Genomic DNA, 26,999 nt, shown 5'->3' on the forward strand with positions numbered 1-26,999 from the left:
CCCCGCGGAGCGCCCCGCGGAGCGTCCCGCGGAGCGCCCGTCCGTCAGCCCTCCTCGCCGGTCTTCCGGGTGTGCAACTGCCGTGCCACCTCGGCGATCGAGCCCGACAGGGACGGGTAGACGGTGAAGGCGTTCGCGATCTGTTCCACGGTCAGGTTGTTGTCGACGGCGAGCGCGATGGGATGGATCAGCTCGCTGGCGCGCGGCGAGACGACGACCCCGCCGACGACGATCCCGGTGCCGGGGCGGGCGAAGATCTTGACGAAGCCGTCCCGGATGCCCTGCATCTTGGCGCGCGGGTTGCGCAGCAGCGGCAGTTTGACGACGCGCGCGTCGATCTTGCCGGCGTCGACGTCCGCCTGGCTGTAACCGACGGTAGCGATCTCCGGGTCGGTGAAGACGTTCGACGAGACGGTCTTGAGGTTGAGCGGGGCGACCGCGTCGCCCAGGAAGTGGTACATCGCGATCCGGCCCTGCATGGCCGCGACGGAGGCGAGGGCGAAGATCCCGGTGACGTCACCGGCGGCGTAGACGCCCGGCGCGGAGGTACGGGAGACCCGGTCGGTCTTGATGTGGCCGGACTCCTTGACCAGGACGCCGGCCTCCTCCAGTCCCATGCCCGCCGTGTTCGGGATGGCGCCGACGGCCATCAGGCAGTGCGTACCGGAGATGACCCGGCCGTCGGAGAGGGCCACCTCGACCCGGTCGCCCACGCGCTTGGCGGCCTCGGCGCGGGAGCGGGACATCACGTTCATGCCGCGGCGCCGGAAGACGTCCTCCAGCACACCGGCGGCGTCCGGGTCCTCGCCGGGCAGGACGCGGTCACGGGACGAGACGAGCGTGACGCGCGAGCCGAGCGCCTGGTAGGCACCGGCGAACTCGGCGCCGGTGACACCGGAGCCGACCACGATCAGTTCCTCGGGCAGCTCGTCGAGGTCGTAGACCTGCGTCCAGTTGAGGATGCGCTCGCCGTCGGGCTTCGCGTCCGGGATCTCGCGGGGGTGCGCGCCGGTCGCGATCAGCACGGCGTCGGCGGTGAGCGACTCCTCCGTGCCGTCCGCCGCGGTCACGATCACCTGGCGCGAGCCGTCCACGGCCTGCCGTCCGTCGAGCCGCCCGCGCCCGCGCATGACCCGCGCGCCGGCCCGGGTGACGGAGGCCGTGATGTCGTGCGACTGGGCGAGCGCGAGCCGCTTCACACGCCGGTTGACCTTGCCGAGATCGACCCCGACGACGCGGGCCTTCTGCTCAAGGGGAGGGGTGTCGTCCGCGACGATGATGCCCAGTTCCTCGTACGAGGAGTCGAAGGTGGTCATCACCTCGGCCGTCGCGATGAGGGTCTTCGACGGTACGCAGTCGGTCAGCACCGACGCGCCGCCGAGTCCGTCGCAGTCGACGACGGTCACTTCCGCGCCGAGCTGGGCCCCGACGAGAGCCGCCTCGTAGCCGCCGGGGCCGCCACCGATGATCACGATCCGGGTCACGAAAAAGTCCGCCTCGCGTTGTCAACCCGGCCCGTCTGCCACCCCGGCCGGGGTTCCGGGGGGAGCCCCGGGGGATGCAGTCGTACTCCATTGTCCCGCACGCTTCAAGTACCTTCCCCCCGGGGTGCCCGGCGGCCTTCTTCTCTAGGGCTCGGTTCGCCTCCGGCCGCGCCAAACCCGGCCCTCAGGTCACCGCAAGGGGCAGGGGCGCCGATACGTTCCGGCTGCTGTCCTCCCGGCGGCGAGTGAGCCGAAGGGGCGCGTCGGCGTCGAAAGGGAGAGCGCGCGGAGGTTCGTGAGGAACGAGCGAATCGAGCACGGTCGACCGTCGACGCAGACTTGAAGCGCCCCGGAGGCGAACCGAGCCCTCAAAAAAACAGCCCACGCCCGTACCTCCCGTACCCTCGACCCCATGTCGCTCTACGCCGCGTACGCCGGCAACCTCGACGCGCGGCTGATGACGCGCCGCGCCCCGCACTCCCCGCTGCGCGGCACCGGCTGGCTCAACGGCTGGCGGCTCACCTTCGGCGGCGAGCAGATGGGCTGGGAGGGCGCGCTGGCCACGGTCGTGGAGGCGCCGCGTTCCCAGGTCTTCGTCGCGCTGTACGACATCGCCCCGATGGACGAGGACTCCATGGACCGCTGGGAGGGCGTGGGGCTCGACATCTACCGCCGTATGCGGGTACGGGTGCACACCCTGGACGGCGAGGAGCCGACCTGGATGTACGTCCTGAACGGCTACGAGGGCGGTCTCCCCTCGGCGCGCTATCTGGGCGAGCTGGCCGACGCGGCGGAGTCTGCGGGCGCCCCGCACGACTATGTGATGGAGCTGCGCAAGCGCCCCTGTTGACGGGGGCCGGACGGGCGGGCGAACCGCGCGGGACCTCCGGGGGAACCGGGGAAGAACCGGGCGGGAACCGGGGAAGCGGCGCATGGCCGCTGTTTTCGTTGGAAACGACAACACAACGATGTCATGACCGTGCGACGACCATCTACGCGCGTAGGGCATGACCGGCTACCCTCATCCGCGTGAACGCATCTGTTATCCCGGCCAACGCCGACGGATCCGACCCCCTGGCCGCCGCCGACGCCGCCGCCACCCGCCTGCGCGAGCTGACCGGCGCCGAGACCCATGACGTCGCCCTGGTGATGGGCTCCGGCTGGGCACCGGCGGTCGACGCGCTCGGCACGCCCGAGGCGGAGTTCCCCGTCACCGATCTCCCCGGCTTTCCGCCGCCGGCCGTGGCCGGTCACGGCGGCAGAATCCGCTCGTACCGGATCGCCGAGAAGCGCGCGCTGGTCTTCCTGGGCCGCACGCACTACTACGAGGGCCGCGGGGTCGCCGCCGTCGCGCACGGCGTGCGTACCGCGGTCGCCGCGGGCTGCAAGACCATCGTGCTGACCAACGGCTGCGGCGGACTGCGCGAGGGCATGCGCCCCGGCCAGCCCGTGCTGATCAGCGACCACATCAATCTGACGGCCGTCTCCCCCATCGTCGGCGCCAACTTCGTCGACCTCACGGACCTGTACTCGCCGCGGCTGCGCGCGCTGTGCAAGGAGATCGACCCGGCCCTCGAAGAGGGGGTGTACGTGCAGTTCCCCGGCCCGCACTACGAGACGCCGGCCGAGATCAACATGGTCCGCGTCCTGGGCGGCGACCTCGTCGGCATGTCCACCGTCCTGGAGGCCATCGCGGCCCGTGAGGCGGGCGCCGAGGTGCTCGGCATCTCCCTGGTCACGAATCTGGCCGCGGGCATCTCGGGCGAGCCCCTCAACCACGAAGAGGTCCTCCAGGCGGGCCGCGACTCGGCGACGCAGATGGGCGCCCTGCTCGCCCAGGTGCTCCAGCGCGTCTAGACCCTCTCCGGCAATGTTTGCCCGGTCGCGGCACTAGGTCACGTCCGAGCCGGGAATGACATCCCGCCGGGGCCATGCCGTCGGCCCCGGCGTCACAGCTACCAGGAGGTGCCCCCCACCGTGCAGGACGCCACGTATCAGGACCTCGTCGCACGGGCCAAGGCCTGGCAGGCCGAGGATCCCGACAGCGACACCCGCGAGGAGCTCGGCAAGATCATCGACGCCGGGGACACCGCCACCCTGGCGGAACGGTTCGCCGGCACGCTCCAGTTCGGCACCGCCGGGCTGCGCGGCGAGCTGGGCGCCGGGCCCATGCGGATGAACCGCGCGGTGGTCATCCGCGCCGCGGCAGGTCTCGCCGCGTATCTCAGGGCCCAGGGTCATGGTGACGGGCTGGTCGTCATCGGATACGACGCCCGCTACAAGTCCGCCGACTTCGCCAGGGACACCGCGGCCGTGATGACCGGCGCCGGGCTGCGCGCCGCCGTACTGCCCCGGCCGCTGCCGACGCCCGTACTGGCCTTCGCCGTACGGCATCTCGGCGCCGTCGCCGGTGTGGAGGTCACCGCCAGCCACAACCCGCCCCAGGACAACGGCTACAAGGTCTATCTCGGCGGTGGCTCGCAGATCGTGCCGCCCGCCGACGGCGAGATCGCGGCCAGGATCGCCGCGGTCGGCCCGCTGGCCGGCGTGGCCCGGCCCGACGACGGCTGGGAGATCCTCGGCGACGACGTCCTGGCCGCGTACCTGGCACGTACGGACGCGGTCCTGACCCCCGGCACGCCCCGCACCGCCCGCGTGGTCCACACGGCGCTGCACGGCGTCGGTACGGAAACCCTCCTGGCGGCCTTCGCCCGCGCGGGCTTCCCCGAGCCCGCGCTCGTGGCGGAGCAGGCCGTGCCCGATCCGGCCTTCCCGACCGTGGCGTTCCCGAACCCGGAGGAGCCGGGCGCGATGGACCTGGCCTTCGCCACCGCCCGGCGCGTACGGCCCGACCTGATCATCGCGAACGACCCGGACGCGGACCGCTGCGCCGTCGCCGTCCCCGACGACACGGCCGTCAGCGGCTGGCGGATGCTGACCGGCGACGAGGTCGGCGCGCTCCTCGCGGCCCATCTCGTCCACAAGGGCGCGACGGGCACCTTCGCCGAGTCGATCGTCTCGTCGTCGCTGCTCGGCCGGATCGCCGGGGCGGCGGAGCTGGGTTACGAGGAGACGCTGACGGGCTTCAAGTGGATCGCCCGCGTCGAGGGCCTGCGGTACGGATACGAGGAGGCGCTCGGCTACTGCGTCGATCCCGACGGCGTCCGCGACAAGGACGGCATCACGGCCGCGCTGCTGGTGGCCGAGCTGGCCTCCGAACTCAAGGCCAAGGACCGCACGCTCACCGACCTGCTGGACGATCTGGCCGTCACCCATGGCCTGCACGCCACGGACCAGTTGTCGGTCCGTGTCCGGGACCTGTCCCTGATCGCCGCCGCGATGCGCCGCCTGCGCGAGACGCCGCCGACGGAGCTGGCCGGCCTGAGCGTCGCCTCCGCCGAGGACCTCACACGCGGTACGGACGCGCTGCCCCCGACGGACGGCCTCCGCTACCACCTGGAGGGCGCGTACCGTGCCCGCGTCATCGTCAGGCCGAGCGGCACCGAGCCCAAGCTGAAGTGCTACCTGGAGGTCGTGATCCCGGTCGCGGACGCGACGGCCCTGACGGCGGCACGGGACACGGCGACGGCGACGCTGGCGGCGATGAAGCGTGACCTGGCGGCGGTCGCCGGCATCTGACCGTTCCGTCGTACCGGGCCGTCGTATCCGACTGTCGTACCCGGCCGTCGAATCCGACTGTCGTACCCGGCCGTCGTATCCGACTGTCGTACGCGGCCGTCGTATCCGGCTGTCGTACGCGGTTGTCGTACGCGGGCCCGCCACAGGCCACTTGTCCGGCGGCGGATCCCAACCCCCTGCCCCGCGTGGGCGCGTACTCCCAGTAATGTGGCTGACTTCGCAGGGATCCGACAGACAGCCGCGGTGCCGCGACCGGCACCAGGTTCGGCGGGGGTACGTGGTGGAGGCGTTGAAGGCGTTGCGTGCCGGGGACCCCGAGCAGGTGGGGCCCTATCGTCTCGTGGGCCGGCTCGGCTCCGGCGGCATGGGCAGCGTGTTCCTGGGGCGTTCGCGGGGCGGGCGCATGGCGGCCGTCAAGGTGGTCCGCCCGGACCTGGCGGAGGACCCGCAGTTCCGCCGCCGGTTCGTCCGGGAGGTCACCGCGATCCGGCGCGTGAACGGCGCCTTCACCGCGGGTGTGGTCGACGCCGATCCCGACGCCACTCCCCCCTGGCTGGCGACGGTCTACGTACCGGGAATGGCGCTGAGCGAGGCCGTCGCCGCGCACGGTCCATGGCCGCCGGAGCGTGTCCTGACGCTCGGTTCGGGGCTGGCCGAGGCGCTGGGGGCGATCCACGCGGCGGGGGTGGTCCACCGTGACCTGAAGCCCTCGAACATCCTGCTCGCCCACGACGGCCCGCGCGTGATCGACTTCGGCATCTCCGTCGTCAGCGACGCCAGCGCCCTGACCCAGACCGGGGTGATGGTGGGCACCCCCGGTTTCATGTCCCCCGAGCAGCTGACGGACGACCGGGTCAGCCCGGCCAGCGATGTGTTCTCCCTCGGAGCGGTCCTCGCGTACGCGGCGACGGGAGCCGGGCCGTTCGGCACGGGGTCGGCGCACGGGCTCCACTACCGAACGGTGCACGAGAGGCCCGGCCTGGAGCACCTTCCGCCCGGCCTGCGGCCCTTGGTGGAGCACTGCCTGGCCAAGGACCCCGGCCAACGCCCCACCGTGGCCGAGCTGATGCACCACCTGTCCGGGGCCGGGGCGTACGCCGCGCCTCCCCCGGCCCACGGCTGGCTCCCCGAACCGGTCGCCAGGACCGTACAACTCAACGCTTCCACGGCCCAGTTCACCGACGCGCCACCGCCCACGGCACTCCCCTCGTCCGGTATGACCCGCCGCAGGGCGCTGCTCGGCCTCGTGGGGGTCACCGCCGCGGCGGGGATCGGTTACGGCGTCTGGCAGTCCTCCGGCACCGACGACGACACGGATGCCGGCACCCCCGCGCCCGAGGAGACCCCGACGGTCCCGCAGCGGCCCGGCACCCCACGCTGGAAGTCCACGGTCGCCGCAGGCGACGGCCGCGACGACGCCGACGGGGCGCTGACGGTGGCCAACGGCATGGTCTACTTCCCCGGCCGGAAGGGCCTGTACGCGGTCTCGGCCGACCAGGGCGGCGATCAGTGGACCCATACCACCGGCGCCACGGACGGCCCGCTCGTGCCCGCCCCGGCCGTGACCGACGACACCGTCTGCGTCGTGGTCGGCGATGTCCTGCGCGCGCTGCACGCGGCCACCGGCGAGCGGAAGTGGGCCTCCTCCGAACTGGACGTCGCCGACGCGGCCCCGTCGGCGTCCGACGACACCGTCTGCTTCCTGGGCGGCAGCGGCACCTCCGCCGTGCTGTACGCGGTGTCCACGTCGACCGGGAAGATCCTGCTGGAGACCTCGGCCGACCTCGAATACGCCGAATCCGCGCGCATAGCCGACGGCACGGTCTACACCAGCAGCGGCGGCGCCCTGTACGCGTACGACCCGGCCACCGGGAAGCGGAAATGGAAGCACCTGACCTCGGCCGTCCGGATCTCGGACGTGGCCGTGGCCGGTGACTCCGTCTTCTTCACCGTCTTCGGCGAGAACGGCACGTCCGTGTCGGCGGTGTCCACGAGCGGCCAGGAGAAGTGGCTGACCGCCGCCGAGGACGGCGGCTCGTTCCAGGGCCCCCCGGTCGTGTCCGGCGACACGGTCTACGTCTGCGGCAAGACCACCCTGTACGCCTGGGACGCGAAGACCGGTGCCCCGAGGTGGAACACCCCCTTCACCACCGAGATCCACCCCGCCCCGAGCGCCGACAACGGCACGGTCTGCGTGGCGGCCGGCACCACCCTGCACGCGCTCCACGCGGCCACCGGCAAGAAGAAGTGGGACTTCCCCGCCGGCGAACAACTCCGCACGGGCCCCCTGCTCTCCGGCTCCACGGCCTACGCGACGGGCGCCTCGGGCACGCTCTACGCGATCACGGCGTAGGCCCCCGCCGCCCCGGGCTCCCCTCGTTGACCACGGGGCGCGCGGGCGCCGGAGCGATCACGCTGCTCGCGCTCGGTGGCCGGCCGCCACGCAGGCCGATGCGCCGGCCGGTGGCGGTGTCCTCCGTGGTGGTGGCCCAGTTGGCGGGGCTGGCCGTACAGCCCAGGAGGGCAGGGGGCCGGTGGCCCTTGAGCGGATCCAGGCGGGCGGCGGTTTCGAGGCGGCCGGCCACATCGTCCGGATCGAGATCCGGTAGCGGGTGGCGTACGAGCTCGATCCGGACGCTGTCCGGCGTCGAGTCGTCGGCTCGGTGCTGCTCGGCCTCGTCGGCAGTCAGGGGCGTCCAGTCGTCGCCGGGGACGATGGCGTCGTCGTCGTAGCCGGGCTCGCTGCCAAGCAGCCGGACCGGTGTGATGTCGCACCGGCCGCGTATGTCGTCGAACGTGTCGAATACGAGTCGCGGGCCCATGGCTGTGCCTCCCGAGGGCAGATGCGGGGCTACGTGTCGTCGAGGTCTTCGCCGAAGGTGACATCCAGCTCGACGGCGAGAGCCTCGGCCAGCTGGAGTGTCTGGGCCCGGTCGATGACGATCTGCTTGAGCGAGGCGACGCCACGGAGCTGGGACAGGTCGCTGCCCCGAAGGTCGAGGCCGCGGTACTTCCCGCCGTCGAACTCGGTCAGCCGCAGATCGCTGTCGTCGATCAGGGCGGCGCCCAGATCGACGGCACTGAAAATGGCCTCCCGCAGCGAACACCTGGCGAAGATCACGGGCCCGACGGCCCGGACGCGAGTGAGGGTGCTGTAGTCCAACGTGCAGTTCTCGAACAGCACGTTGTCCAGCGTGACGTCTTCGAGCGCGGCGCCCATGAGCTTGCAGCCGCGGAAGACGGCTCGGGAGATCCTGCTGTCGGTCCACCGCAGGGAGGACAGGTCACAGCCGGTGAACTCCACGGAGTCGACGCGGAGCTTCTCCAGTAGGGTGCGCCGGGCCTTGAGACCGGTGATCCTCCCGTCCATCAGGTGGGTGTCGGCCAGGTCGAGGTCCCGCAGATCGGCGTCGGCGTAGTGGAACTCCGCCACCCGGCCACGGCCGCCCTCCAACGAGGTGACGTGGGAGAGGTAGCGGCCCGGCTCGTTCAGGGCAGGCAGTGTGACGCTCGTGCGGCGGATTGTGCGGGTGTCCATCAACAGCCTTTCAGGGCGGTGGGTCGGTCACCGGTGCTGATGCGCCTCCGCCGCCAAGTTACGGATTACCCCGGACCGTCCGTACCCAACGTGGCTGCTATGGAAGCGCGTTCACGCCTCGACCGCCGGCGTGCCGTGCCGCTCAGAGTTCGGTGCCGTCGGGGATGAGGTGGTCGTACTGGCCCGCCTTGACGGCCAGGATGTGGGCCAGCATCTCCTTGTCGGTGAACCGCAACGCACCGTCCAGGTCGCGGCGCTTGGTGTCGCCGAAGGCGACGCCGCCGTCGATCGGCATGATCTGAACGCAGTCGTTACCCGAGCCGGCGCTGAACGAGGACTTCTCCCACTCGCCGTCGAGCGGTGCCACGTAGAGGTCATCCTTCGGGCTGTTCATTGGAGTCCCTTCTCGATCTCTTCAATGCACCGGATGGTTGCTTCCTCACCCAGTGCTTGATCTGCCAGGTCGGCGAACTTCCGGCGGCTGCGACGCACCTCCGCAGGATCGTCCTGAAGGGTTTCACCTCGTGCTCGCTCCTGCGACACGACGCTGCGATGGTCAGCCCCGGGGAAGTCGAGGATGGTGAACGTCGCACCTGAAGCACTCGCGGCTCCGGCTGCGAAAGGGATCACTCGCAGAGTGACGCTCTGCTGCTGAGCACACGCCACCAGATGCCGGAGTTGCGCACGCATGACCTCCGGTCCGCCGACAACAGCCCGCAGCGCGGACTCCAGACACAGCGCGTCCACCGTAAGCGGGTTTCTGCGGGTGAGGACTTCCTGTCGCCTCAGCCTCGCATCGACGAATGTCTCACGGCGCTCCGTGCTCTCGTGTTTCTGACCGAAGGCGACGATCGCCTCGACGTATTCACGAGTCTGGAGGAGCCCCGGAACGTACGTTCCCGAGTGGAGCGAGATGCGTTCCGCGGCATCTTCGAGCGAGAGGTATCGGTACGAGTCGCCGCTGAACAGGGCCTGGATCTCGGGCCGTTCGTACCACGTGCGACCGTACGACCTGCCCTGCTCGATCGTCGCGACGATCCCGGCTCGTTCCTCCGGCGTCACCTTCAAGAGCTTGAGCAGCTTGGGGAGTTGTTCGTCCGTGGGGAACGCTCTGCCGCGCTCGATCTTGCCCACGGTGTACCGCGAGACGCCGAGCGCCTGCCCCACCGCTTCCTGCTGGAGACCGGCTTCGACGCGGAGACGCTGTAGTTCCTCGCCCACGCGGCGCATGGCGAAGATCGCGTTCGCATTGACGCTTACAGCCACGAGTCCCCTTCCAGTGGCGTGCTCTCCCGACGCCGTCAGAGTATCGGTCAGTTGACCACCTTATGACTCTCCGAGCTGAGATCCACACGCTGGGTTGCGCAGGGCAAGTCACGTGACTCAAACTGGGCGCGCACGCTGCGGACACACGTAACCGCAGCGGGCTCGCCCTACATCCGCGCGCCTGAAAGGCGGGGGTTATGGATCAGCGTGGTTACGTCCTGGCAGTAGGGCGCTATCCCTGTACGGCCGTTGCCGTGCCCGAGGCCCGCGCCATAGCCGCCCGCGCCTACGCGCCGTATCCCTGGGTGGACCACGACACCGTCAAGCTGCTGGTCAGCGAGACCGCCACCAACGCCGTGCTGCACGCCGGCGGTGGCGGGTTCGATCTGATCTGCCATGCGCCGTACGACGGCGCGGTCCAGATCGAGTTGCACGACCGGAGCGCACGACACCGCCCCTCCCGCCGCGCGCACGACGCATGGGACCAGCACGGCAGGGGGCTGGAGTTACTGGATCTCCTCGCGCCCGGGTGGTCCGTCGTCAGAACGATGACCGGGAAGGGGCTCATCTTCACGGTGAGAGCGACGGCCCCGTACCCCGCGATGATCAACGAGAGGTGAGGACATGTACTTCGAACTCGGCCGGTCCGAACCGCCCCGCCGCCGGACCGGCGTCGCCGGTTTCTTCACCCGGCGCATCGACGACGAACTGAACGTCCTCCTCATGCCCACCGCCACCGCCGGATCCTGGCAACTGCCGGGCGGCGACGCCCAGACCGACGAGTTCATGCACGAGGCGTACGTGCGCGAGATCGCGGCGAAGACCGGCCTCTCTCCCGCCGCACCCGAGGAAATCCTCGTCGTGGACCACGTACCCAGAGGCGTCACCGAGGCCGAGGGGCTCGATGTCGTCTTCAAGGGCGCGGACGTCGTCCCGTACGGCCCGGAACCCCACACGGCCACCGCGTACCGGTGGGCAACACTCAAGGAGACGGACACCCTCTGCCTCGGCCCGGAGCGCGACCGCATCCATTCCGCCCACGAAGCCTGGCTCACCGGCCGGACGGCCTACCTCATCTGGGGCGAGCGCGTCACCGGCCGCCGCCCCTGACCGCGCCGTCCACGCGGATCAGCGTCTGCCGGCCGGCCGCGATGAGCTTGGACCGGCCTTCTCGTACGCCGAACACGTCCAGTCGGCACACGGTCAGGGTGCGTCCGGGCCCCGCCCCGCAGGCGCACCACGCCCGCCGCAGGCGCACCGCGCCACGACCGCCCGCCGGACGGCGCACCGCGTCAGCCGATCAGCAGCAGAACAATCAGGACGATCAGCCCCGCCGCCGCCGGCGCCAGCACCTCGTACGCCCACCGCACCGTCGGCTCCCCCTGCGCCGACGGCCGCGACTCCGCGCCGTCCGACAGTTCGCGCAGATCCGCGACCGTACGGTCCGCCTGAGCCATCCGGACCTCGGCCGCACCCGCACCCGAGCCCGCACCGCCGGACGCACCGCCGCCCGCACCCCCCGACGCCCTGCCGGAGGCACCCCGCAGCTGCGCCCTGTTCGCGCGCTTGCGCTGGCGCAGCGAGACCGGGACCGCCCACAGCTGGAACTTCCTGCCGTCCTCCGTCAGCGCCTCGCAGGAGAACTGGGCCCGTACGGTCGAGACCGCCCCCCACGGCAGCGTGATCGTCCGGAACGGGTTCCTGATCCGCAGCCGGTCGGCGTTCGCGTAGACCGCCGGGCGCAGGCTGAACGCGATCACGAGCGGTACGAGGAACAGCATCGCGGCGAGCGCCAGCCAGGGCGTGCCGCCCGTCCCGCGGAAGAGCGCGTCGCCGCCGATCCAGAGGGTGAGCGCGAGCAGCAGGCCGCCGCCGACCATCCCGCCGGACGACCGGAAGACGCGGTCGGCGTGGGTCGGCTCGGTGGGCTGCTCGGGGCTCGTCATACGTCCGATTCTGCCGCATGGCCGGAACGTGCCTCCACGCCCCCGGCGGTCAACGACGAGCACCACCCGCGACGGTCACATCTCGGGAACGGCTCCCCCTCGCGGCCCTCACCCCCTGTACAGGCTGCTACGCGCGTAGATATGCTCATCTGGTGACCATGCCCACCATTACCCCCGCATTCGCTGACGTGACCGCGTCCGACAGCACACTGCGCCGCTTCCTCCACGGGCTCCCCGGCGTCGACGCCGTCGGCCTGGAGGCACGCGCCGCGTCGCTCGGTACGCGCTCGATCAAGACCACCGCCAAGGCGTACGCCATCGATCTGGCCATCTCCATGATCGACCTGACGACGCTCGAGGGCGCGGACACCCCGGGCAAGGTCCGGGCGCTCGCCGCCAAGGCCCTCCGGCCCGATCCGACCGACCGTACGACGCCCGCCACCGCCGCGGTCTGCGTCTATCCGGACATGGCGGAGACGGCGGTCGCCGCGCTGGCCGGCTCGGACGTCAAGGTCGCCTCCGTCGCCACCGCCTTCCCGGCCGGCCGCGCCTCGCTGGCCGTCAAGCTCGCGGACACCCGCGACGCCGTGGCCGCGGGCGCCGACGAGATCGACATGGTCATCGATCGCGGCGCGTTCCTCGCGGGTCACTACCTCAAGGTGTACGAGGAGATCCGCGCCGTGAAGGAGGCCGCGGGGGCCGCCCGGCTCAAGGTGATCTTCGAGACCGGTGAGCTGTCCACGTACGACAACATCCGCCGCGCCTCCTGGCTCGGCATGATCGCGGGCGCGGACTTCATCAAGACGTCGACGGGCAAGGTCGGGGTCAACGCCACCCCGGCCAACACCCTGCTGATGCTGGAGGCCGTACGCGACTTCCGCGCGCAGACCGGGGTGCAGATCGGCGTGAAGCCGGCGGGCGGCATCCGTACCAGCAAGGACGCGGTCAAGTTCCTGGTGCTGGTGAATGAGACCGTGGGCGAGGACTGGCTGGACAACCACTGGTTCCGGTTCGGCGCCTCCAGCCTGCTGAACGATCTGCTGATGCAGCGTCAGAAGCTCAGCACCGGCCGCTACTCCGGCCCCGACTACGTGACGGTGGACTGATCACCATGGCATCCGCATCCGCATCCACACCCGCATCCACATCCGCGTCCGGTTCCGCACTCGGTTCCGCGTTCGCGTACGCCCCCGCGCCGGAATCCCGTGCGATCGTCGACATCGCGCCGTCCTACGGGCTCTTCATCGACGGCGAGTTCACCGAGGCGTCCGACGGCAAGGTCTTCAAGACCGTCAGCCCGTCCACCGAGGAGGTCCTCTCCGAGGTCGCCCAGGCCGGCGCCGACGACATCGACCGCGCGGTCAGGGCCGCCCGCAAGGCGTTCGAGAAGTGGTCCGCGCTGCCCGGCGCCGAGCGGGCCAAGTATCTGTTCCGTATCGCGCGGATCATCCAGGAGCGCTCGCGCGAGCTGGCCGTCCTGGAGACGCTCGACAACGGGAAGCCGATCAGGGAGACCCGCGACGCGGACCTCCCGCTGGTCGCCGCGCACTTCTTCTACTACGCGGGCTGGGCCGACAAGCTCGACCATGCGGGGTTCGGCCGGAGGACGACAGACGGAGGAGGCGGGGCCACCCCCCGCCCGCTCGGTGTCGCCGGCCAGATCATCCCGTGGAACTTCCCGCTGCTCATGCTCGCGTGGAAGATCGCCCCGGCGCTGGCGACCGGCAATACGGTCGTTCTGAAGCCCGCCGAGACGACCCCGCTCTCCGCGCTCTTCTTCGCGGACATCTGCCGTCAGGCCGGGCTCCCCAAGGGCGTCGTGAACATCGTGACCGGTGACGGCGGCACGGGCGCCGCGCTCGTCTCGCACCCGGGCATCGACAAGGTCGCCTTCACCGGCTCGACCGCCGTCGGCAAGGCCATCGCGCGCGAGATCGCCGGTACGGGGAAGAGGGCCACGCTCGAACTGGGCGGCAAGGGCGCCAACATCGTCTTCGACGACGCCCCCATCGACCAGGCCGTCGAGGGCATCGTCACCGGCATCTTCTTCAACCAGGGCCAGGTCTGCTGCGCGGGCTCGCGGCTGCTCGTCCAGGAGTCCGTCCAGGACGAGCTGCTGGACTCGCTCAAGCGACGGCTGGCCACGCTGCGCGTCGGCGATCCGCTGGACAAGAACACCGACCTCGGCGCGATCAACTCGGCCGAACAGCTGGCCCGGATCACGGCGCTGGCCGACGCGGGCGAGGCGGAAGGCGCCGAGCGCTGGTCGCCCGCGTGCGAACTGCCCTCCTCCGGCTACTGGTTCGCCCCCACGGTCTTCACGAACGTCACGCAGGCGCACACCATCGCCCGCGACGAGATCTTCGGCCCGGTGCTGTCCGTGCTGACGTTCCGTACGCCCGAGGAAGCCGTGGCCAAGGCCAACAACACCCAGTACGGGCTGTCGGCCGGTATCTGGACGGAGAAGGGCTCCCGCATCCTGGCGGTCGCCGGCAAGCTCCGGGCGGGTGTCGTCTGGGCCAATACGTTCAACAAGTTCGACCCGACCTCGCCGTTCGGCGGCTACAAGGAATCGGGGTACGGCCGCGAGGGCGGTCGCCACGGCCTGGAGGCGTACCTCAATGTCTGACTCGAAGTCCGATGTGACGCGACTGAGTGTCCTCAAGACCTACAAGCTGTACGTCGGGGGCAAGTTCCCCCGCAGCGAGAGCGGCCGGGTGTACGAAGTGACGGCAGCGCGATCGGCCTCTGACGCGGCGGGCAAGGGCACCTGGCTGGCCAACGCCCCGCTGGCGTCCCGCAAGGACGCCCGTGACGCGGTCGTCGCGGCGCGCAAGGCGTTCGGCGGCTGGTCGGGCGCGACGGCGTACAACCGGGGCCAGATCCTCTACCGCGTCGCCGAGATGCTGGAGGGCCGCAAGGGCCAGTTCGTACGGGAAGTCGCGGACGCCGAGGGCCTGTCGAAGTCGAAGGCGGCCGTGTCCGTCGACGCGGCGATCGACCGGTGGGTCTGGTACGCGGGCTGGACCGACAAGATCGGCCAGGTGGTGGGCGGGGCGAACCCGGTCGCGGGACCGTTCTTCAACCTCTCCACCCCCGAGCCGGCCGGGGTCGTGGCCGTACTGGCGCCGCGGGAGTCGTCGTTCCTGGGCCTGGTCTCGGTCATCGCGCCGGTGATCGCCACGGGCAACACCGCGGTCGTCGTCGCGAGCGAGAAGTCCCCGCTCCCGGCGCTCTCGCTCGGTGAGGTGCTGGCCACCTCCGACCTCCCGGGCGGCGTGGTCAACGTCCTCTCCGGCAGGACCGCCGAGATCGCGGCCCCGCTCGCCGCGCACCAGGACGTCAACGGGATCGACCTGACCGGCGCGGACGAGGCCCTCGCCAAGGAGCTGGAGATCGCGGCGGCGGACAATCTGAAGCGGGTGCTGCGCCCGGAGGGCGCGGGCCGTACCGACTGGTCGGCGGACCCCGGCATCCGCCGGCTGACGGCCTTCCTGGAGACGAAGACGGTCTGGCACCCCACGGGCAGCCTGGGCGCGTCGGGCTCGTCCTACTGACGCTCGTCCTGCTGACGCGTGTCCTGCTGACGCTCGTCTCGCCGAGGCCTGTCCTCCCGAACCGTCACACGGAGGCCCCGTTTTCCCTCACTCCGGGGGAGAACGGGGCCATCGAGCCATCGACACCGATCACCCCGTCAGCATGCCCGTCGCCGTGCCCAGCACCGGGCCGAGCACCGGCACGTCCTTGAGCGCCGCGCCCTCGGTCACCGGGGCGGTCAGCGGGGCGGTGGACACCGGCTTGAAGTCGGCGATCTGTGTGCCCACCGCGTTGTCCAGGGGATCCACGCCCGTGTGGGCCAGCGGGTAGAGCTTCAGGTCCGTGAGCGGGCCCAGCACATACCCGACGGAGCCGGTCAGGGCCTGGCCCGCCGCCATGGAGGACTCGGAGAGCTGCTCGCTGGTGTCCGTCGCGGATGCGGGTGCGGCGGGATCCGCCGCCTGGGCCGCCGTACCGCCGAGGCCGAGGGCCGCACTCGCGGCGGTGACGGTCAGACCGGCGCGGAGCAGAGTGCGCCGGGGGGAGAGGGAAGCTGCGTGACGTGCCATGGATTTTTCCGCCTGGCCTGATCGAGGAGTAATCGGACTGACACGCAGAGTAGTTGAGGCGGGGGTGCCGATACCAATAAACCCGCCAAACCAGCCGAACCCGACCCGCCGATCCCGCCCGATCGGTCCCCGGGGGGTTTCCTGAGCAGGTACATGCCTCACACTGGTGTCCCGTGAACTCCGCAACCCTTCCGACCCGAGTCGTGCTGCTCACGGGCCCCTCCGGCTCGGGAAAATCGTCCCTCGCCGCCCGCACCGGCCTGCCCGTGCTGCGCCTGGACGACTTCTACAAAGAGGGCGACGACCCCACGCTGCCGCTGGTGGCGGGCAGTTCGGACATCGACTGGGACTCGGTGCGGTCCTGGGACGCGGACGCCGCGGTCGCGGCGGTCGCCGAGCTGTGCCGTACGGGACGTACGACCGTTCCCGTCTACTCGATCGCGACCAGTTCGCGCGTGGACTCCGAAGCCCTCGACATCCGGCGCACGCCGGTGTTCCTCGCTGAGGGCATCTTCGCCGCCGATATCGTGGCGCGCTGTCGGGAGCTGGGCGTGCTGGCGGACGCGCTCTGTCTGCGCGGCCGTCCGTCGACGACGTTCCGGCGGCGGCTGATGCGTGATCTGCGCGAAGGGCGGAAGTCGGTGACGTTCCTGCTGCGGCGGGGCTGGCGGCTGATGCGGGCGGAGCGCGCGATCGTGGGGCGGCAGACGGCGCTGGGCGCGTATCCGTGCGCGAAGGCGGAGGCGCTGGGCCGGATCGCGGCGGCGGCGGCCGGGCAATACGTCAGGCCGCGTACCGGGAAGGCCGCGCGCGTCACGAGATCCGCGCACACCGAATCGTCGCCGACCGCGACCAGTCACCCGTAGGTCACGGCCACCGCCACCGCCACCGCCACCGCCACCGCGCCGCGCACATACGCGCATACGCGCCACGCGCACACGCGGACATGGAAGCGGGACCGCACGAGCCCCCCAGGCCCGTGCGATCCCGCTTCCTGCCCCGTGTCCCCCCGGTATCCCCCGTGATCCCCCGGCCGTCCGAGAACCCCCCAGCCCCCGGTCCGTCCGTCCCCCTGTGGTGCTCCCGCCGCCTCCCCCGAGACGGCGAGTCCCGCTCCCCCCGTACTTCCCCCGTGCTTCCCCCCACAGCCTTCAGGCGACAAGCTCCCCGAAGGACTCTTCCTCGTCACGGCCGAAGCTGAGGACCTCGTCCTCGCGCAGCCGGCGGAGCGACCGCCAGATGCTCGACTTCACCGTGCCGACACTGATGTCGAGGATCTCCGCGATCTCCGGGTCGGTGCGGCCCTCGTAGTAGCGCAGTACGAGCATCGTGCGCTGGAGTTCCGGCAGGCGGGAGAGCGCCTGCCAGAGCACCGCGCGCAGTTCCGTACCGCGCATCGCGTCGGTGTCGCCCGCCGTCTCCGGCAGCTCCTCCGTCGGATACTCATTGAGCTTGCGCCTGCGCCAGGCGCTGATGTGCAGATTGGTCATGGTGCGGCGCAGATAGCCGCCGACCGCGGCCTTGTCGCTGATCCTGTCCCACGCCCGGTAGGTCGAGAAGAGGGCGCTCTGCAACAGATCCTCGGCCTCGAACCGGTCGCCGGTCAGGTGGTAGGCCGTCGCGTACAGGGAGGCGCGGCGCTCCTGGACGTACGCGGTGAACGCCGCTTCGGCGTCCGTCCGCTCCGTCAGGACCGTCCGTTCCCCCGTGACCTCCCCGTACGCGGCTGCCCTGTTACCCCCGTTGCCCGGAATTCCCCCGTTGCCCGCCCGGTCCGAGCGCTCCGTGCGGTCCGCGTCAACGACCGTCATGTACGACGGCTTGTGCTGACGCCCGGCGCCGCGAACGCACCCCCGCCCGTTCACGCCGCCGGACTTCTCGCTGCTCCGCGTGACGTCGTGAAGACGCGTGACCACTGCGCTTGAGGTCGTTCCGTGCAGTGCGTTCATCCCGCGCCCCCCGTCGTTGGAGTCTGGTTTCGTTCCGTGTGCCAATGAGCTTGCCGGGGCAGTTTCATGGCCCTGTCCGCCGTCTGTCACAGCCCTGTCACAGGGGACTTCGTGGCTTGTGAAACGCGTGGGGAATGAGTGGGGAGCGCACCGGCGGTCGAACTCCGGTCCCCCCATGGGACAGAATGACCTCCGTGCCTTTCCTGTTGCTGATCGAGGACGACGACGCCATCCGCACGGCCCTCGAACTCTCGCTGTCACGCCAGGGCCACCGAGTGGCCACCGCGGCGACGGGAGAGGACGGCCTGAAACTGCTGCGGGAGCAGCGGCCGGATCTGATCGTGCTGGACGTGATGCTGCCCGGGATCGACGGGTTCGAGGTGTGCCGGCGCATCAGGCGCACCGACCAGTTGCCGATCATCCTGCTGACCGCGCGCAGTGATGACATCGATGTAGTGGTCGGTCTGGAGTCCGGTGCCGACGACTATGTGGTGAAGCCTGTCCAGGGCCGGGTGCTCGACGCCCGGATCCGCGCGGTGCTGCGCCGCGGCGAGCGCGAGTCCACGGACTCCGCGACGTTCGGCAGCCTGGTGATCGACCGTTCCGCGATGACGGTCACCAAGAACGGCGAGGACCTCCAGCTCACGCCGACCGAGCTGCGGCTGCTGCTCGAACTGAGCCGGCGGCCCGGCCAGGCGCTGTCCCGGCAGCAGTTGCTGCGGCTGGTGTGGGAGCACGACTACCTCGGTGACTCGCGGCTGGTGGACGCGTGTGTGCAGCGGCTGCGCGCGAAGGTGGAGGACGTGCCGTCCTCGCCGACCCTGATCCGTACGGTGCGCGGCGTGGGATACCGGCTGGACACGCCTTCGTGAGTGACGCACCCAGGCGGCACCGGCCGGCCGGCGGCCCGCCGGAGGACGACGCGCACGGCCCGCGCGGCACGCACGAGGTGTCCGCCGGGCAGGACGTGTACGGCGCGCAGGACGTGTACGGCGCGCAGGACGTGTACGGCGTGCACCTCGGTGAGGGCATCGACCCGTACCGCCGCCCGCGCCGCGGCCTCGGCGGCGGTGAGGCGAGGGCCGGCGCGGCGAAGAGGGCGGTTCTGGCGGGGCTCCGCTGGACCAGTCTGCGGCTGCGGCTCGTGGTCGTCTTCGCGGCCGTCGCGCTGACCGCCGCCGTCTCCGCCTCGGGCATCGCGTACTGGCTCAACCGCGAGGCCGTCCTGACCAGGACCCAGGACTCGGCGCTGGAGGACTTCCAGCAGGAGATGCAGAACCGCGCCGCGGAACTGCCCCTGCGGCCGAGTCAGACGGAGTTGCAGAGCACGGCCGTGCTGATGGCGGGCGAGAGCCCCGGGTACAGCGTGCTGCTGATAGGCACGCGCGACGGCGGCAAGCCGATCGTGGGCGTCTCCGATCCGGACACCTTCACGATGGACGACGTACCGAAGTCTCTCCAGGACGCGGTGAACGACAAGCAGAAGCTCACAGCCGGGAACAAATACCCGTACCACGTCTTCTGGCAGCGCGTGGAGCGCGGCGGCACGCCCTATCTGGTGGGCGGTACGCGGATCATCGGCGGCGGGCCGACCGGGTATCTGTTCAAGTCGCTCGACCAGGAACGTACCGATCTCAACTCGCTCGCCTGGTCGCTGGGGATCGCCACGGCCCTCGCGCTCGTCGGCTCCGCCCTGCTGGCGCACGCCGCGGCGACGACCGTACTGAAGCCCGTGCAGCGGCTGGGCGAGGCGGCGCGGCAGCTCGGCGAGGGCAGGTTCGGCACCCGGCTGCGGGTGTCGGGCGGGGACGAACTGGCCGATCTCTCCCGTACGTTCAACAAGGCGGCGGAGTCGCTCCAGAAGAAGGTCGCGGACATGAGCGCGCGGGAGGAGTCCAGCCGCCGTTTCGTCGCCGACATGTCCCATGAGCTGCGCACCCCGCTGACCGCGCTGACCGCGGTGACGGAGGTCCTGGAGGAAGAGGCCGACAGCCTCGACCCGATGATCGCGCCCGCCGTGACGCTGGTGGTGAGCGAGACCCGCAGGCTCAATGTGCTGGTGGAGAATCTGATGGAGGTCACCCGCTTCGACGCGGGTACGGCCCGGCTCGTCCTGGACGATGTCGATGTCGCCGACCAGGTCACGGCCTGTATCGACGCGCGGGCCTGGCTGGACGCGGTGGATCTGGACGCCGAGCGCGGCATCATGGCGCGGCTCGATCCGCGCCGGCTCGACGTGATCATGGCGAATCTGATCGGCAACGCGCTCAAGCACGGTGGCTCGCCGGTCCGGGTGGCGGTGCGTACGGAGGACGGCTGGCTGGTCATCGAGGTACGGGACCACGGTCCCGGTATCCCCGAGGACGTCCTGCCGCATGTGTTCGACCGCTTCTACAAGGCGAGCGCCTCCCGGCCGCGCTCCGAGGGCAGCGGGCTCGGGCTGTCGATCGCCCAGGAGAACGCGCATATCCACGGCGGTGACATCACCGCGGCCAATGTGCCGGACGGCGGCGCGATGTTCGTACTGCGGCTGCCCCGGGACGGCGCGGACGGCACGGAGGCCGCGGAGCGTGACCGCGACCGGGATCCGGGAGAGGAAGGCGGCACCCCGTGACGCGCTGGGGCGGGATGACGGGGAGCGGCCCGAGCCGGACGCGGGCGGTGGACGGGACGCCGCGAGCGGGCCGGACGCGGCGCGCGGGCCGTGGGCGGCGGGCCGGGGTGGCCGCCTTCGGGCGGCTCGCGGGTGTGGTCGCGCTCGCCGCGCTCGCCGCGGGGTGCGGCATCAGGACCACCTCGGTACCGGTGGACGCGGGACCCGCGCCCTCCCGGAAGCCGTGCGAGATCTCCGGGAAGGACGTCATCACCCAGGCGCGGCCGGGCGTTCCCGTGCGGATCTATCTGGTCTGTTCCTCCGGGCTCGCGCCGGTGGAGCGCGCGGCGCGGATCCAGCAGGGCAGGGGCTCCGACGACCGGGTGGTGATCGCGCAGGGCCTGCTGGACGAGCTTCAGGCCGAGCCGTCCGCCGATGAGCGGGAGGCGGGGTTCGGCACGACCGTACGGGGGCCGCTGGTCGTCTCGTCCTCGCGTGAGGGCGACCCCGCCGGGGCGCTGCGGCTCAGCCGCCAGCCGGAGGATCTGCCCGCGACGGCGCTGGCGCAGATCGTCTGTACGTTCGCGGAGAGCGAGGCGACGGACGGGCAGGTCGTGCTGGGCGGACCCGGCGACTATCCGGCGCGCGCCTATGGCTGCACCCGGGCGACGAAGGCCCAGCCGGACGCGCCGGTACCGACGCTCGGCCCGGTCTCGTCGGCGCCCTCGACGGCGTCCGCCTCACCGTCGGGTCGCTAGGGCCTGTCTTCAAAGTCCCGCCTGCTCGGCGACGCCCGGCACGCACGCTCGCGGCGTTGTCGGGATCACCCCAGTACGTCCAGTACGGGGGCGACCCTCCGCCTTGCGATCGCACGCACCGGACGCCGCCGGGCCCGCCCTCCGGGCGGACGGCGCTACTTTGAAGACAGACCCTAGGGCCTCCCGTTCGGCTCGCGGCGGGCCGGGCGGATGGGCCGGGGCAGGCGGGCCGGGCGGGTGATACCCGTCTCACGGCGCTCTTCTTCCACCGCGGGCGGAACCGTTCCCGCCGGCCACCGCGTCTTGGGCTGCGTGCGTCAAGGTCCGGGCGGCAGTGCCGTCATCCACTTCCGTATGGCGGGGTTCGCTCTCCTCCTGCTGCATCTGATGCTGGTGGGATGGGTGACGCTCCGCCCGTTGGACGTCATGTGGGTGAACGCGGCCAATCTGACGCCCTTCGCGGGGATCAAGGCCGATCTGGCGCTGGGGCCCGTCCAGGGCGCCCGGCGCATCGGCGAGGGGCTTCTGCTGCTGGCCCCGCTGGGTGTGCTGCTGCCGATGGTCGACGGCCGTCTCTTCGTCTCCGGGTGGGCCTCGATGGCCCGTACGGTCACGGCGGGCGCGATGATCTCGCTCGGGATCGAGCTGCTCCAGACCGGGGTGCCGGGCCGGGTGGTGGACGTGGACGCGCTGCTGCTCAATACGACGGGCGTCGCCCTGGCGCATCTGGTGGTGGTTCCGGCCGGGCGGGCGCGGCTGCGCCGCGCGCGTCGTTCCCGTACGGTCCCCCGCCGTATGCCCCGCTTCCCACGTGTCTTCCGCATCCCCCGCGGGTCGCACCCGGGCAGCCGTGAGAACGAGACGGACACCGTCGCGCGGGATGAGGCGCTTCAGGGAACGACCCCGACGATTCCCAGGGTCGGCATCGCTCCGTAGAGCGACGCTCCGGCCCCGGCTCCGGGCGCACCATGGAGACATCGGGGAGCACGACGAGAGAGGCTCCCGAACGGTCTCGTGAAGGAGCCCATCATGGCTGGTCTGGTCCGCCCTCGACACGGACGGATGCTCGGTGGAGTGTGCGCGGCGCTGGCCCAGCGCTTCGGTACGTCCGCGCAGACGATGCGGGTGATCTTCCTCGTCTCGTGTCTGCTGCCCGGTCCGCAGTTCCTGCTCTATCTGGCGCTGTGGCTGCTGCTGCCTGGCGGGAAGACCTCCACGGCCGCCTGGTAGCCGACAGCGGGCGGTCGACAGCCGACAGGCGCCCGGACAGATGACAGTGGGGCGTACACCCGGATCCGGGTGTACGCCCCACCGCTGTGTGCGCGTGTGCTCAGCCGCCGAGCGGGATCCCGTTGACGGGCAGTCCCTTGCCCAGGCCGTTCACCGGCAGCCCGCCCACCAGCTGCTGGACGGGGCCGGCCGTCTTCGCGGCGTCGATCGCGTACGGCGCGGTCGTCTGGATGGTGCTCAGGGCCAGCCCGGTCGCCGTCAGCACGTCGGGGAGGGGCGCGGGGAGCTGGCCGGCGAGGTCCCCCACCGGCAGCGTCCTGGTGACGAGGTCCAGCGCGGCGCCGGCCTCGGGGGCGGCGGGCGCGGCGGCGGCGCTGCCCGCGGCGGTGGCGGCGAAGGCGGCACCGAGGGCGACAGTGCCGAGAGTCTTGATGGCGGACTGCTTCATCTGGAATTTCGTCCTTGCGGAAGGTGAGCGGAAGGTGAGGTGACGGGATAAAGAGGGGGAAGGAAGGGAAGGGCGATGGTGAAAATGGGGGGAATTGCGAGCGGCTCTCCAAACTAGCCAGCCGCGCACCCGCCCCGCAAACACCCGACAGCGGCCGGGATTCCGTGTTCCCGGCCGCTTCCCCATCCCGGCGATCTCCTCACCGGCAGCAAGAACTAGCTGGTCACAGCGGTCTGCCTGAACAGCCATTCGGACTTCAGCTCGGCATATCCCGGCTTGATCACGTCATTGATCATGGCGAGTCGTTCATCGAAAGGAATGAATGCTGATTTCATCGCATTGACCGTGAACCACTGCATGTCGTCGAGTGTGTAGTCGAAGGCGTCGACCAGCAGCTCGAATTCACGGCTCATGCTCGTGCCGCTCATCAGCCGGTTGTCGGTGTTCACCGTCGCCCTGAAGTGCAGCCGGCGGAGCAGCCCGATGGGGTGCTCCGCGATCGAGGCGGCGGCGCCGGTCTGGAGGTTGGAGCTGGGGCACAGCTCCAGCGGGACGCGCTTGTCGCGTACGTACGCGGCGAGCCGGCCCAGCTTCACCGAGGCGTCCTCGGCGACCTCGATGTCGTCGATGATGCGCACGCCGTGGCCGAGCCGGTCGGCGCCGCACCACTGGAGCGCCTGCCAGATCGAGGGCAGTCCGAAGGCCTCGCCCGCGTGGATGGTGAAGTGGTTGTTCTCGCGCTTCAGATACTCGAAGGCGTCGAGGTGACGGGTGGGCGGGAAGCCCGCCTCGGCGCCCGCGATGTCGAAGCCGACGACCCCCGAGTCGCGGTAGCGGTTGGCGAGTTCGGCGATCTCCAGGGCGCGGGCCGCGTGCCGCATGGCAGTGAGCAGGGCGCCGACGCGGATGCGGTGGCCGTCGGCCTGCGCGCGCCGCTCGCCTTCCCTGAAGCCTTCGTTGACGGCCTCCACGACCTCTTCGAGGGTGAGTCCGCGCTCCAGGTGCTGCTCGGGCGCGTACCGCACCTCGGCGTAGACGACGCCGTCCTGCGCCAGGTCCTCCGCGCACTCCGCCGCGACCCGGAAGAGCGCCTCACGGGTCTGCATGACGGCGCAGGTGTGGTCGAAGGTCTCCAGATAGCGTTCCAGCGAACCGGAGTCGGCGGCCTCGCGGAACCAGAGGCCGAGTTTGTCGGACTCCTGCTCGGGCAGGTTCTCGTAGCCGATCTCACGTGCGAGATCGATGATCGTGCCGGGACGGAGTCCGCCGTCCAGGTGGTCGTGGAGGAGGGCTTTCGGGGCGCGGCGGATCTGGTCGGCACTGGGCGGCCGGGAGGTCTGGCTCGTCATCTCCGCACTCTAACGCCTACGCGCGTAGAGCGTACGGGGTCGATATGTAACAGTGACCGGGCGGACGGGTGGAGTACACCTCTCCTTCTGAGACTGTTCTGCTATGGGACAGCAAGCGGTTCCCGGGCCGGGGGGACGTACGGCAGGCCGGGACGGTTCGGCGCGCGCGCGTCGCGCGGAGCCACGGGCACGGTTGGGCCGGGCGTTCGGCGCATGCGTCGCGGGGGCGTCGGTGGGGGGTGTGATCCTGGTGCTTCCCGAGGGCGAGCCCGTGTCCGACCGGCGCCCCTCCCCCGTCGCGTACGCGCGGATGCTGCCGCTTCTCCGCCACCTCGCCAGAGCGGGCGCCGCCGAGGGGCTGGTCGCGCACGCGGTGCACTACGGCGGACGCGGCTGGAACGGCGCGCAGGCGCGGCTGGCCTCGGACGCCGAGTGGGCGGCGGACGAGGTCGTACGGCGCTACGGCGATGTGCCGGTGTGCCTGGCGGGACACGGGATGGGCGGCCGGGCCGCGCTGCACGCGGCGGGGCACCGCGCCGTCAACTCCGTTCTGGCGCTGGCCCCTTGGCTGCCGGAGGACGACCGGGCCGCCGAGCCGGAGCCGGTACGGCAGCTGGCTGACCGTCAGGTCCTCATCATGCACGGCACCACCGACGCGCGCACCGACCCCGAGCTGTCCTACCGGCTGGCCGAGCGCGCCAAGAAGGTCAACCGGGACACCTGCCGCTTCGAGGTCCACTCCGACGGGCACGCGCTGCGCCAGCACCACCAGGAAGTCCTGGCGCTGGCCGCGGACTTCGTACTGGGCGCGCTGCTGCCGCGTACGTACTCCCGGCCGGTCGCGGACGCGCTGGCGGCGCCGCCGCCGCTGGGGCTGCGGATGCCGCTCGCGGCCGGGTTCGGGCGGTCGCTGCGGCGCTGAGCCGTGCCCGGCCACCGTCGCTCCGGTGGCCGGGCCTCAGCGCCCCCCGCCGTCGAGGGCGGCGACCTCGCGTACGGCGTCGGCGATGGCCGGGAAGTCCTTGCGCAGGATCGCACCGTGGTTGCTCGTGACCTTCGCACCGATCCGGATGTGCGCGTTGCGGGCGGTCACCGCGTCGAGGCTGGTGCGTATCCGTTCCTGCTCGTCACCGCGGCTTCCGAGGGACGTTCCCGAGGCGACGACGTACCGCACCGGGACGGTGATGTCGTCCAGCACGGGGCCCAGTTCGCGCTCGCGGGAGAGCCTGCCGAGTTCGATGTTGCTGTCGGCCTGCTGTCCGGCGGTCATCCGCGGGACCAGGCCCGTCGGGCGCAGCAGCGGCGTGAACCAGCCCATCCGCCGGAACAGCTTCCGGATCCGCTCCTCCATGGCCTCGTCCAGCCAGTCGGACGGGAACGCGCCGTCGACCAGGACCGCGCCCACCGTACGGTCCGGATTCCGGCCGGCCCAGTGCGCCGCGACGACCGCCCCGTAGGACCAGCCCACCACCAGCGCCCGGTCCACGCCCCTGGCCGCGAGAACGGCGTCGACGTCCCGGACGGCAGCCTCGAAGGAGTAGTCCGCGGAACGCTTCGATCTCCTGCCGCGGGCCCGCTCGTCGTAGGTGATGTGCCGCCATCCCGTGCCCAGGTGGGCGATGGTCCGCCGCCAGTACCCCTGAGTGGCGAACTGGCCGTTGAGGTAGACCACGGGGATGCCGGGGCCGCCGGTGTCGGTGACGGCGAGGGCCGTGTCGTCGACCGGCACCATGCCGGTCCACGTCGAGCCGGCCGGGGGCGTGCTGTTCTTCGTCATGTGTTCCACCTGATCGCTTTCGGTGTTCCGGGTGACTGGGGGGTCTTGGCCGCGGCGGATGGTTCCCTCGTCACAGGCCGCGGGCGGTGATGTCGCCGTGGTCGGTGGTGGCCCGGATGTTCAGGCCGGCCGCGGCGCCATCCGTGTTCTTCAGCGTGTTGTGGATCCGGCCGTATCCGGTGCCGGCGTCCAGGGAGGCGGAGACACCGTGGGCGGCGCCGACCGTCACGTCGCCGCTCCGGGTGCGCAGCACGACCGCGCCGGAGGTGGCCTCGCCGATGTGGATGTCGCCCTTCTGGGTGCTGATCTCCGCGGGGCCCGTGAGGCGGCCGACCGTGACGTCACCGGCGTGGGCGGTCACGCGCACGCTCGCGGCCTCGTCGATCTTGACCGCGCCGTGCGTGCCCGCACCGTGCATGCCCTCGCCGACGACGGCGCCGAGCCGTCCGACGCCCCGGAACTCGGCGCCGGCCGCCTTCGCCTCGATGTGGGAGCCGGCGGGCAGTTGGACCGTCACCTCGATGGATCCGGACGCGCCGAGTACCTGGTTCTTCTCCGCCGGGGCCGTGATCCGCAGGACGCCGTCGCCGAATTCGACCGTGGTCCGCTCGGCCGCGGTCACGTCGCGGCCCTTGGCGGCGTTGGCGGGCAGGACCTCGACGGTGGTGTCGGTCCGGTCGGCGGCGATGACCTGGACGCGCCCGGCGGGGATGTCCAGGACGGCGGAGATCGCGGCGGGGGTGTCGAACTTCTGCATCATGCTCTCCTTGTGCGCTCGTTGTTTCTTACAACGGAAACGCTACGTTGCGTTTGAATATCACGCAACGACTTCGTTGCACACAAAGTGAATCCTTGCAGGTGAAGGCCGCGTTTTCGTTGCAACGAAGAGCGATCTAACGCAATGACGATTACCCTT

The 26,999-nt window shown here is 71.1% G+C and carries 28 protein-coding genes; 16 read left to right on the top strand and 12 right to left on the bottom strand.

The features are described from left to right. Window positions 1–44: 44 nt before the first annotated feature. Complete coding sequence (locus ACIOGX_RS24835; protein WP_356514289.1) at window positions 45–1,484, bottom strand: NAD(P)H-quinone dehydrogenase; 1,440 nt, start codon at window positions 1,482–1,484, stop codon at window positions 45–47. Between the two features lie 412 nt (window positions 1,485–1,896). Here ACIOGX_RS24835 and ACIOGX_RS24840 point away from each other — a divergent pair, with 412 nt between their 5' ends. From ACIOGX_RS24840 to ACIOGX_RS24855, 4 genes are all read left to right on the top strand, one after another. Then, window positions 1,897–2,334 (top strand): gamma-glutamylcyclotransferase, encoded by a 438-nt coding sequence (locus ACIOGX_RS24840; protein ID WP_030355792.1) that lies wholly within the window; start codon window positions 1,897–1,899, stop codon window positions 2,332–2,334. A gap of 179 nt (window positions 2,335–2,513) precedes the next feature. Further along, window positions 2,514–3,341 (top strand): purine-nucleoside phosphorylase, encoded by an 828-nt coding sequence (locus ACIOGX_RS24845; protein ID WP_129770676.1) that lies wholly within the window; start codon window positions 2,514–2,516, stop codon window positions 3,339–3,341. Between the two features lie 120 nt (window positions 3,342–3,461). Then, on the top strand, window positions 3,462–5,123 hold the full coding sequence (locus ACIOGX_RS24850; protein WP_383974493.1) for a phospho-sugar mutase: 1,662 nt from the start codon (window positions 3,462–3,464) through the stop codon (window positions 5,121–5,123). Between the two features lie 289 nt (window positions 5,124–5,412). After that, a complete protein-coding gene (locus tag ACIOGX_RS24855; RefSeq protein WP_401916305.1) occupies window positions 5,413–7,476 on the top strand; it encodes a PQQ-binding-like beta-propeller repeat protein in 2,064 nt (687 codons plus the stop codon). On the opposite strand, the gene ACIOGX_RS24860 is transcribed toward ACIOGX_RS24855, so the two are convergent. The 4 genes from ACIOGX_RS24860 to ACIOGX_RS24875 all read right to left on the bottom strand — a co-directional run bounded on the left by ACIOGX_RS24860 (window position 7,466) and on the right by ACIOGX_RS24875 (window position 9,927). Next, window positions 7,466–7,945, bottom strand: coding sequence for a hypothetical protein (locus ACIOGX_RS24860; RefSeq protein ID WP_401916308.1), 480 nt, complete (start codon window positions 7,943–7,945; stop codon window positions 7,466–7,468). The genes ACIOGX_RS24855 and ACIOGX_RS24860 overlap by 11 nt on opposite strands. A 29-nt stretch (window positions 7,946–7,974) precedes the next feature. Next, window positions 7,975–8,661 carry a pentapeptide repeat-containing protein gene (locus tag ACIOGX_RS24865; protein WP_401916311.1) on the bottom strand — a complete coding sequence of 229 codons (687 nt, stop codon included), beginning with the start codon at window positions 8,659–8,661 and terminating at the stop codon, window positions 7,975–7,977. A 142-nt stretch (window positions 8,662–8,803) separates the two neighbouring features. Continuing rightward, on the bottom strand, window positions 8,804–9,055 hold the full coding sequence (locus ACIOGX_RS24870; protein ID WP_356514281.1) for a DUF397 domain-containing protein: 252 nt from the start codon (window positions 9,053–9,055) through the stop codon (window positions 8,804–8,806). Next, on the bottom strand, window positions 9,052–9,927 hold the full coding sequence (locus ACIOGX_RS24875) for a helix-turn-helix transcriptional regulator (RefSeq protein ID WP_356514279.1): 876 nt from the start codon (window positions 9,925–9,927) through the stop codon (window positions 9,052–9,054). The genes ACIOGX_RS24870 and ACIOGX_RS24875 overlap by 4 nt, the downstream gene beginning before the upstream one ends. A 197-nt stretch (window positions 9,928–10,124) precedes the next feature. Between ACIOGX_RS24875 and ACIOGX_RS24880 the strand changes: the two genes are divergently transcribed. Beyond that, window positions 10,125–10,547: an ATP-binding protein gene (locus tag ACIOGX_RS24880; protein ID WP_129770683.1), complete on the top strand. Its 423-nt coding sequence runs from the start codon at window positions 10,125–10,127 to the stop codon at window positions 10,545–10,547. 4 nt (window positions 10,548–10,551) lie between these two features. Next, a complete protein-coding gene (locus ACIOGX_RS24885; RefSeq protein ID WP_401916315.1) occupies window positions 10,552–11,037 on the top strand; it encodes an NUDIX hydrolase in 486 nt (161 codons plus the stop codon). Between the two features lie 182 nt (window positions 11,038–11,219). On the opposite strand, the gene ACIOGX_RS24890 is transcribed toward ACIOGX_RS24885, so the two are convergent. Continuing rightward, window positions 11,220–11,873 (bottom strand): PH domain-containing protein, encoded by a 654-nt coding sequence (locus ACIOGX_RS24890; RefSeq protein ID WP_401916318.1) that lies wholly within the window; start codon window positions 11,871–11,873, stop codon window positions 11,220–11,222. Window positions 11,874–12,031: 158 nt separating this feature from the next. Between ACIOGX_RS24890 and deoC the strand changes: the two genes are divergently transcribed. From deoC to ACIOGX_RS24905, 3 genes are read left to right on the top strand one after another with little or no spacing between them, the layout of a single operon-like run. Then, entirely contained in the window at window positions 12,032–12,979 is a 948-nt protein-coding gene (gene deoC / locus ACIOGX_RS24895) for a deoxyribose-phosphate aldolase (RefSeq protein ID WP_193564060.1), read from the top strand. Window positions 12,980–12,984: 5 nt separating this feature from the next. After that, entirely contained in the window at window positions 12,985–14,502 is a 1,518-nt protein-coding gene (locus tag ACIOGX_RS24900; RefSeq protein WP_356514274.1) for an aldehyde dehydrogenase family protein, read from the top strand. Continuing rightward, entirely contained in the window at window positions 14,495–15,430 is a 936-nt protein-coding gene (locus ACIOGX_RS24905) for an aldehyde dehydrogenase family protein (protein ID WP_401916321.1), read from the top strand. The genes ACIOGX_RS24900 and ACIOGX_RS24905 overlap by 8 nt, the downstream gene beginning before the upstream one ends. A gap of 129 nt (window positions 15,431–15,559) precedes the next feature. Here the strand turns inward: ACIOGX_RS24905 and ACIOGX_RS24910 are convergent, their stop codons facing one another. Then, window positions 15,560–15,979, bottom strand: coding sequence for a hypothetical protein (locus tag ACIOGX_RS24910; protein ID WP_401916324.1), 420 nt, complete (start codon window positions 15,977–15,979; stop codon window positions 15,560–15,562). A gap of 173 nt (window positions 15,980–16,152) precedes the next feature. Between ACIOGX_RS24910 and ACIOGX_RS24915 the strand changes: the two genes are divergently transcribed. Further along, the gene (locus tag ACIOGX_RS24915; RefSeq protein ID WP_401916326.1) at window positions 16,153–16,845 is read left to right on the top strand and encodes an ATP-binding protein; all 693 of its coding nucleotides are present in this window, start codon (window positions 16,153–16,155) and stop codon (window positions 16,843–16,845) included. A gap of 285 nt (window positions 16,846–17,130) precedes the next feature. On the opposite strand, the gene ACIOGX_RS24920 is transcribed toward ACIOGX_RS24915, so the two are convergent. Continuing rightward, a complete protein-coding gene (locus ACIOGX_RS24920; protein ID WP_401916328.1) occupies window positions 17,131–17,928 on the bottom strand; it encodes a SigE family RNA polymerase sigma factor in 798 nt (265 codons plus the stop codon). A 194-nt stretch (window positions 17,929–18,122) separates the two neighbouring features. Between ACIOGX_RS24920 and afsQ1 the strand changes: the two genes are divergently transcribed. The 5 genes from afsQ1 (at window position 18,123) to ACIOGX_RS24945 (ending at window position 22,509) form a co-directional block, all read left to right on the top strand. Beyond that, a complete protein-coding gene (gene afsQ1 / locus ACIOGX_RS24925) occupies window positions 18,123–18,800 on the top strand; it encodes a two-component system response regulator AfsQ1 (protein ID WP_193564048.1) in 678 nt (225 codons plus the stop codon). After that, the gene (locus tag ACIOGX_RS24930; RefSeq protein ID WP_401916332.1) at window positions 18,797–20,542 is read left to right on the top strand and encodes an ATP-binding protein; all 1,746 of its coding nucleotides are present in this window, start codon (window positions 18,797–18,799) and stop codon (window positions 20,540–20,542) included. The genes afsQ1 and ACIOGX_RS24930 overlap by 4 nt, the downstream gene beginning before the upstream one ends. After that, window positions 20,539–21,279 carry a hypothetical protein gene (locus ACIOGX_RS24935; protein ID WP_401916335.1) on the top strand — a complete coding sequence of 247 codons (741 nt, stop codon included), beginning with the start codon at window positions 20,539–20,541 and terminating at the stop codon, window positions 21,277–21,279. Before ACIOGX_RS24930 ends, ACIOGX_RS24935 begins: the two co-directional genes overlap by 4 nt. Before the next feature lie 354 nt (window positions 21,280–21,633). Further along, a complete protein-coding gene (locus tag ACIOGX_RS24940) occupies window positions 21,634–22,215 on the top strand; it encodes a VanZ family protein (protein WP_401760635.1) in 582 nt (193 codons plus the stop codon). Window positions 22,216–22,308: 93 nt separating this feature from the next. After that, entirely contained in the window at window positions 22,309–22,509 is a 201-nt protein-coding gene (locus ACIOGX_RS24945) for a PspC domain-containing protein (protein ID WP_129770693.1), read from the top strand. 100 nt (window positions 22,510–22,609) lie between these two features. Here the strand turns inward: ACIOGX_RS24945 and ACIOGX_RS24950 are convergent, their stop codons facing one another. Both ACIOGX_RS24950 and ACIOGX_RS24955 read right to left on the bottom strand, forming a co-directional pair. Beyond that, entirely contained in the window at window positions 22,610–22,957 is a 348-nt protein-coding gene (locus ACIOGX_RS24950; protein WP_356515941.1) for an ATP-binding protein, read from the bottom strand. Window positions 22,958–23,172: 215 nt separating this feature from the next. Then, window positions 23,173–24,306, bottom strand: coding sequence for an adenosine deaminase (locus ACIOGX_RS24955; RefSeq protein ID WP_356515939.1), 1,134 nt, complete (start codon window positions 24,304–24,306; stop codon window positions 23,173–23,175). A gap of 241 nt (window positions 24,307–24,547) precedes the next feature. On the opposite strand from ACIOGX_RS24955, the gene ACIOGX_RS24960 reads away from it, so the two are divergent. Next, complete coding sequence (locus tag ACIOGX_RS24960; RefSeq protein WP_401760634.1) at window positions 24,548–25,228, top strand: alpha/beta hydrolase; 681 nt, start codon at window positions 24,548–24,550, stop codon at window positions 25,226–25,228. A gap of 36 nt (window positions 25,229–25,264) precedes the next feature. Here the strand turns inward: ACIOGX_RS24960 and ACIOGX_RS24965 are convergent, their stop codons facing one another. Both ACIOGX_RS24965 and ACIOGX_RS24970 read right to left on the bottom strand, forming a co-directional pair. After that, window positions 25,265–26,083: an alpha/beta hydrolase gene (locus ACIOGX_RS24965; RefSeq protein ID WP_356515938.1), complete on the bottom strand. Its 819-nt coding sequence runs from the start codon at window positions 26,081–26,083 to the stop codon at window positions 25,265–25,267. A 70-nt stretch (window positions 26,084–26,153) separates the two neighbouring features. After that, the gene (locus ACIOGX_RS24970; RefSeq protein WP_401761382.1) at window positions 26,154–26,840 is read right to left on the bottom strand and encodes a DUF4097 family beta strand repeat-containing protein; all 687 of its coding nucleotides are present in this window, start codon (window positions 26,838–26,840) and stop codon (window positions 26,154–26,156) included. Window positions 26,841–26,999: the final 159 nt, after the last annotated feature.

Source organism: Streptomyces sp. NPDC088147 (assembly GCF_044741565.1).
Classification (GTDB): domain Bacteria; phylum Actinomycetota; class Actinomycetes; order Streptomycetales; family Streptomycetaceae; genus Streptomyces.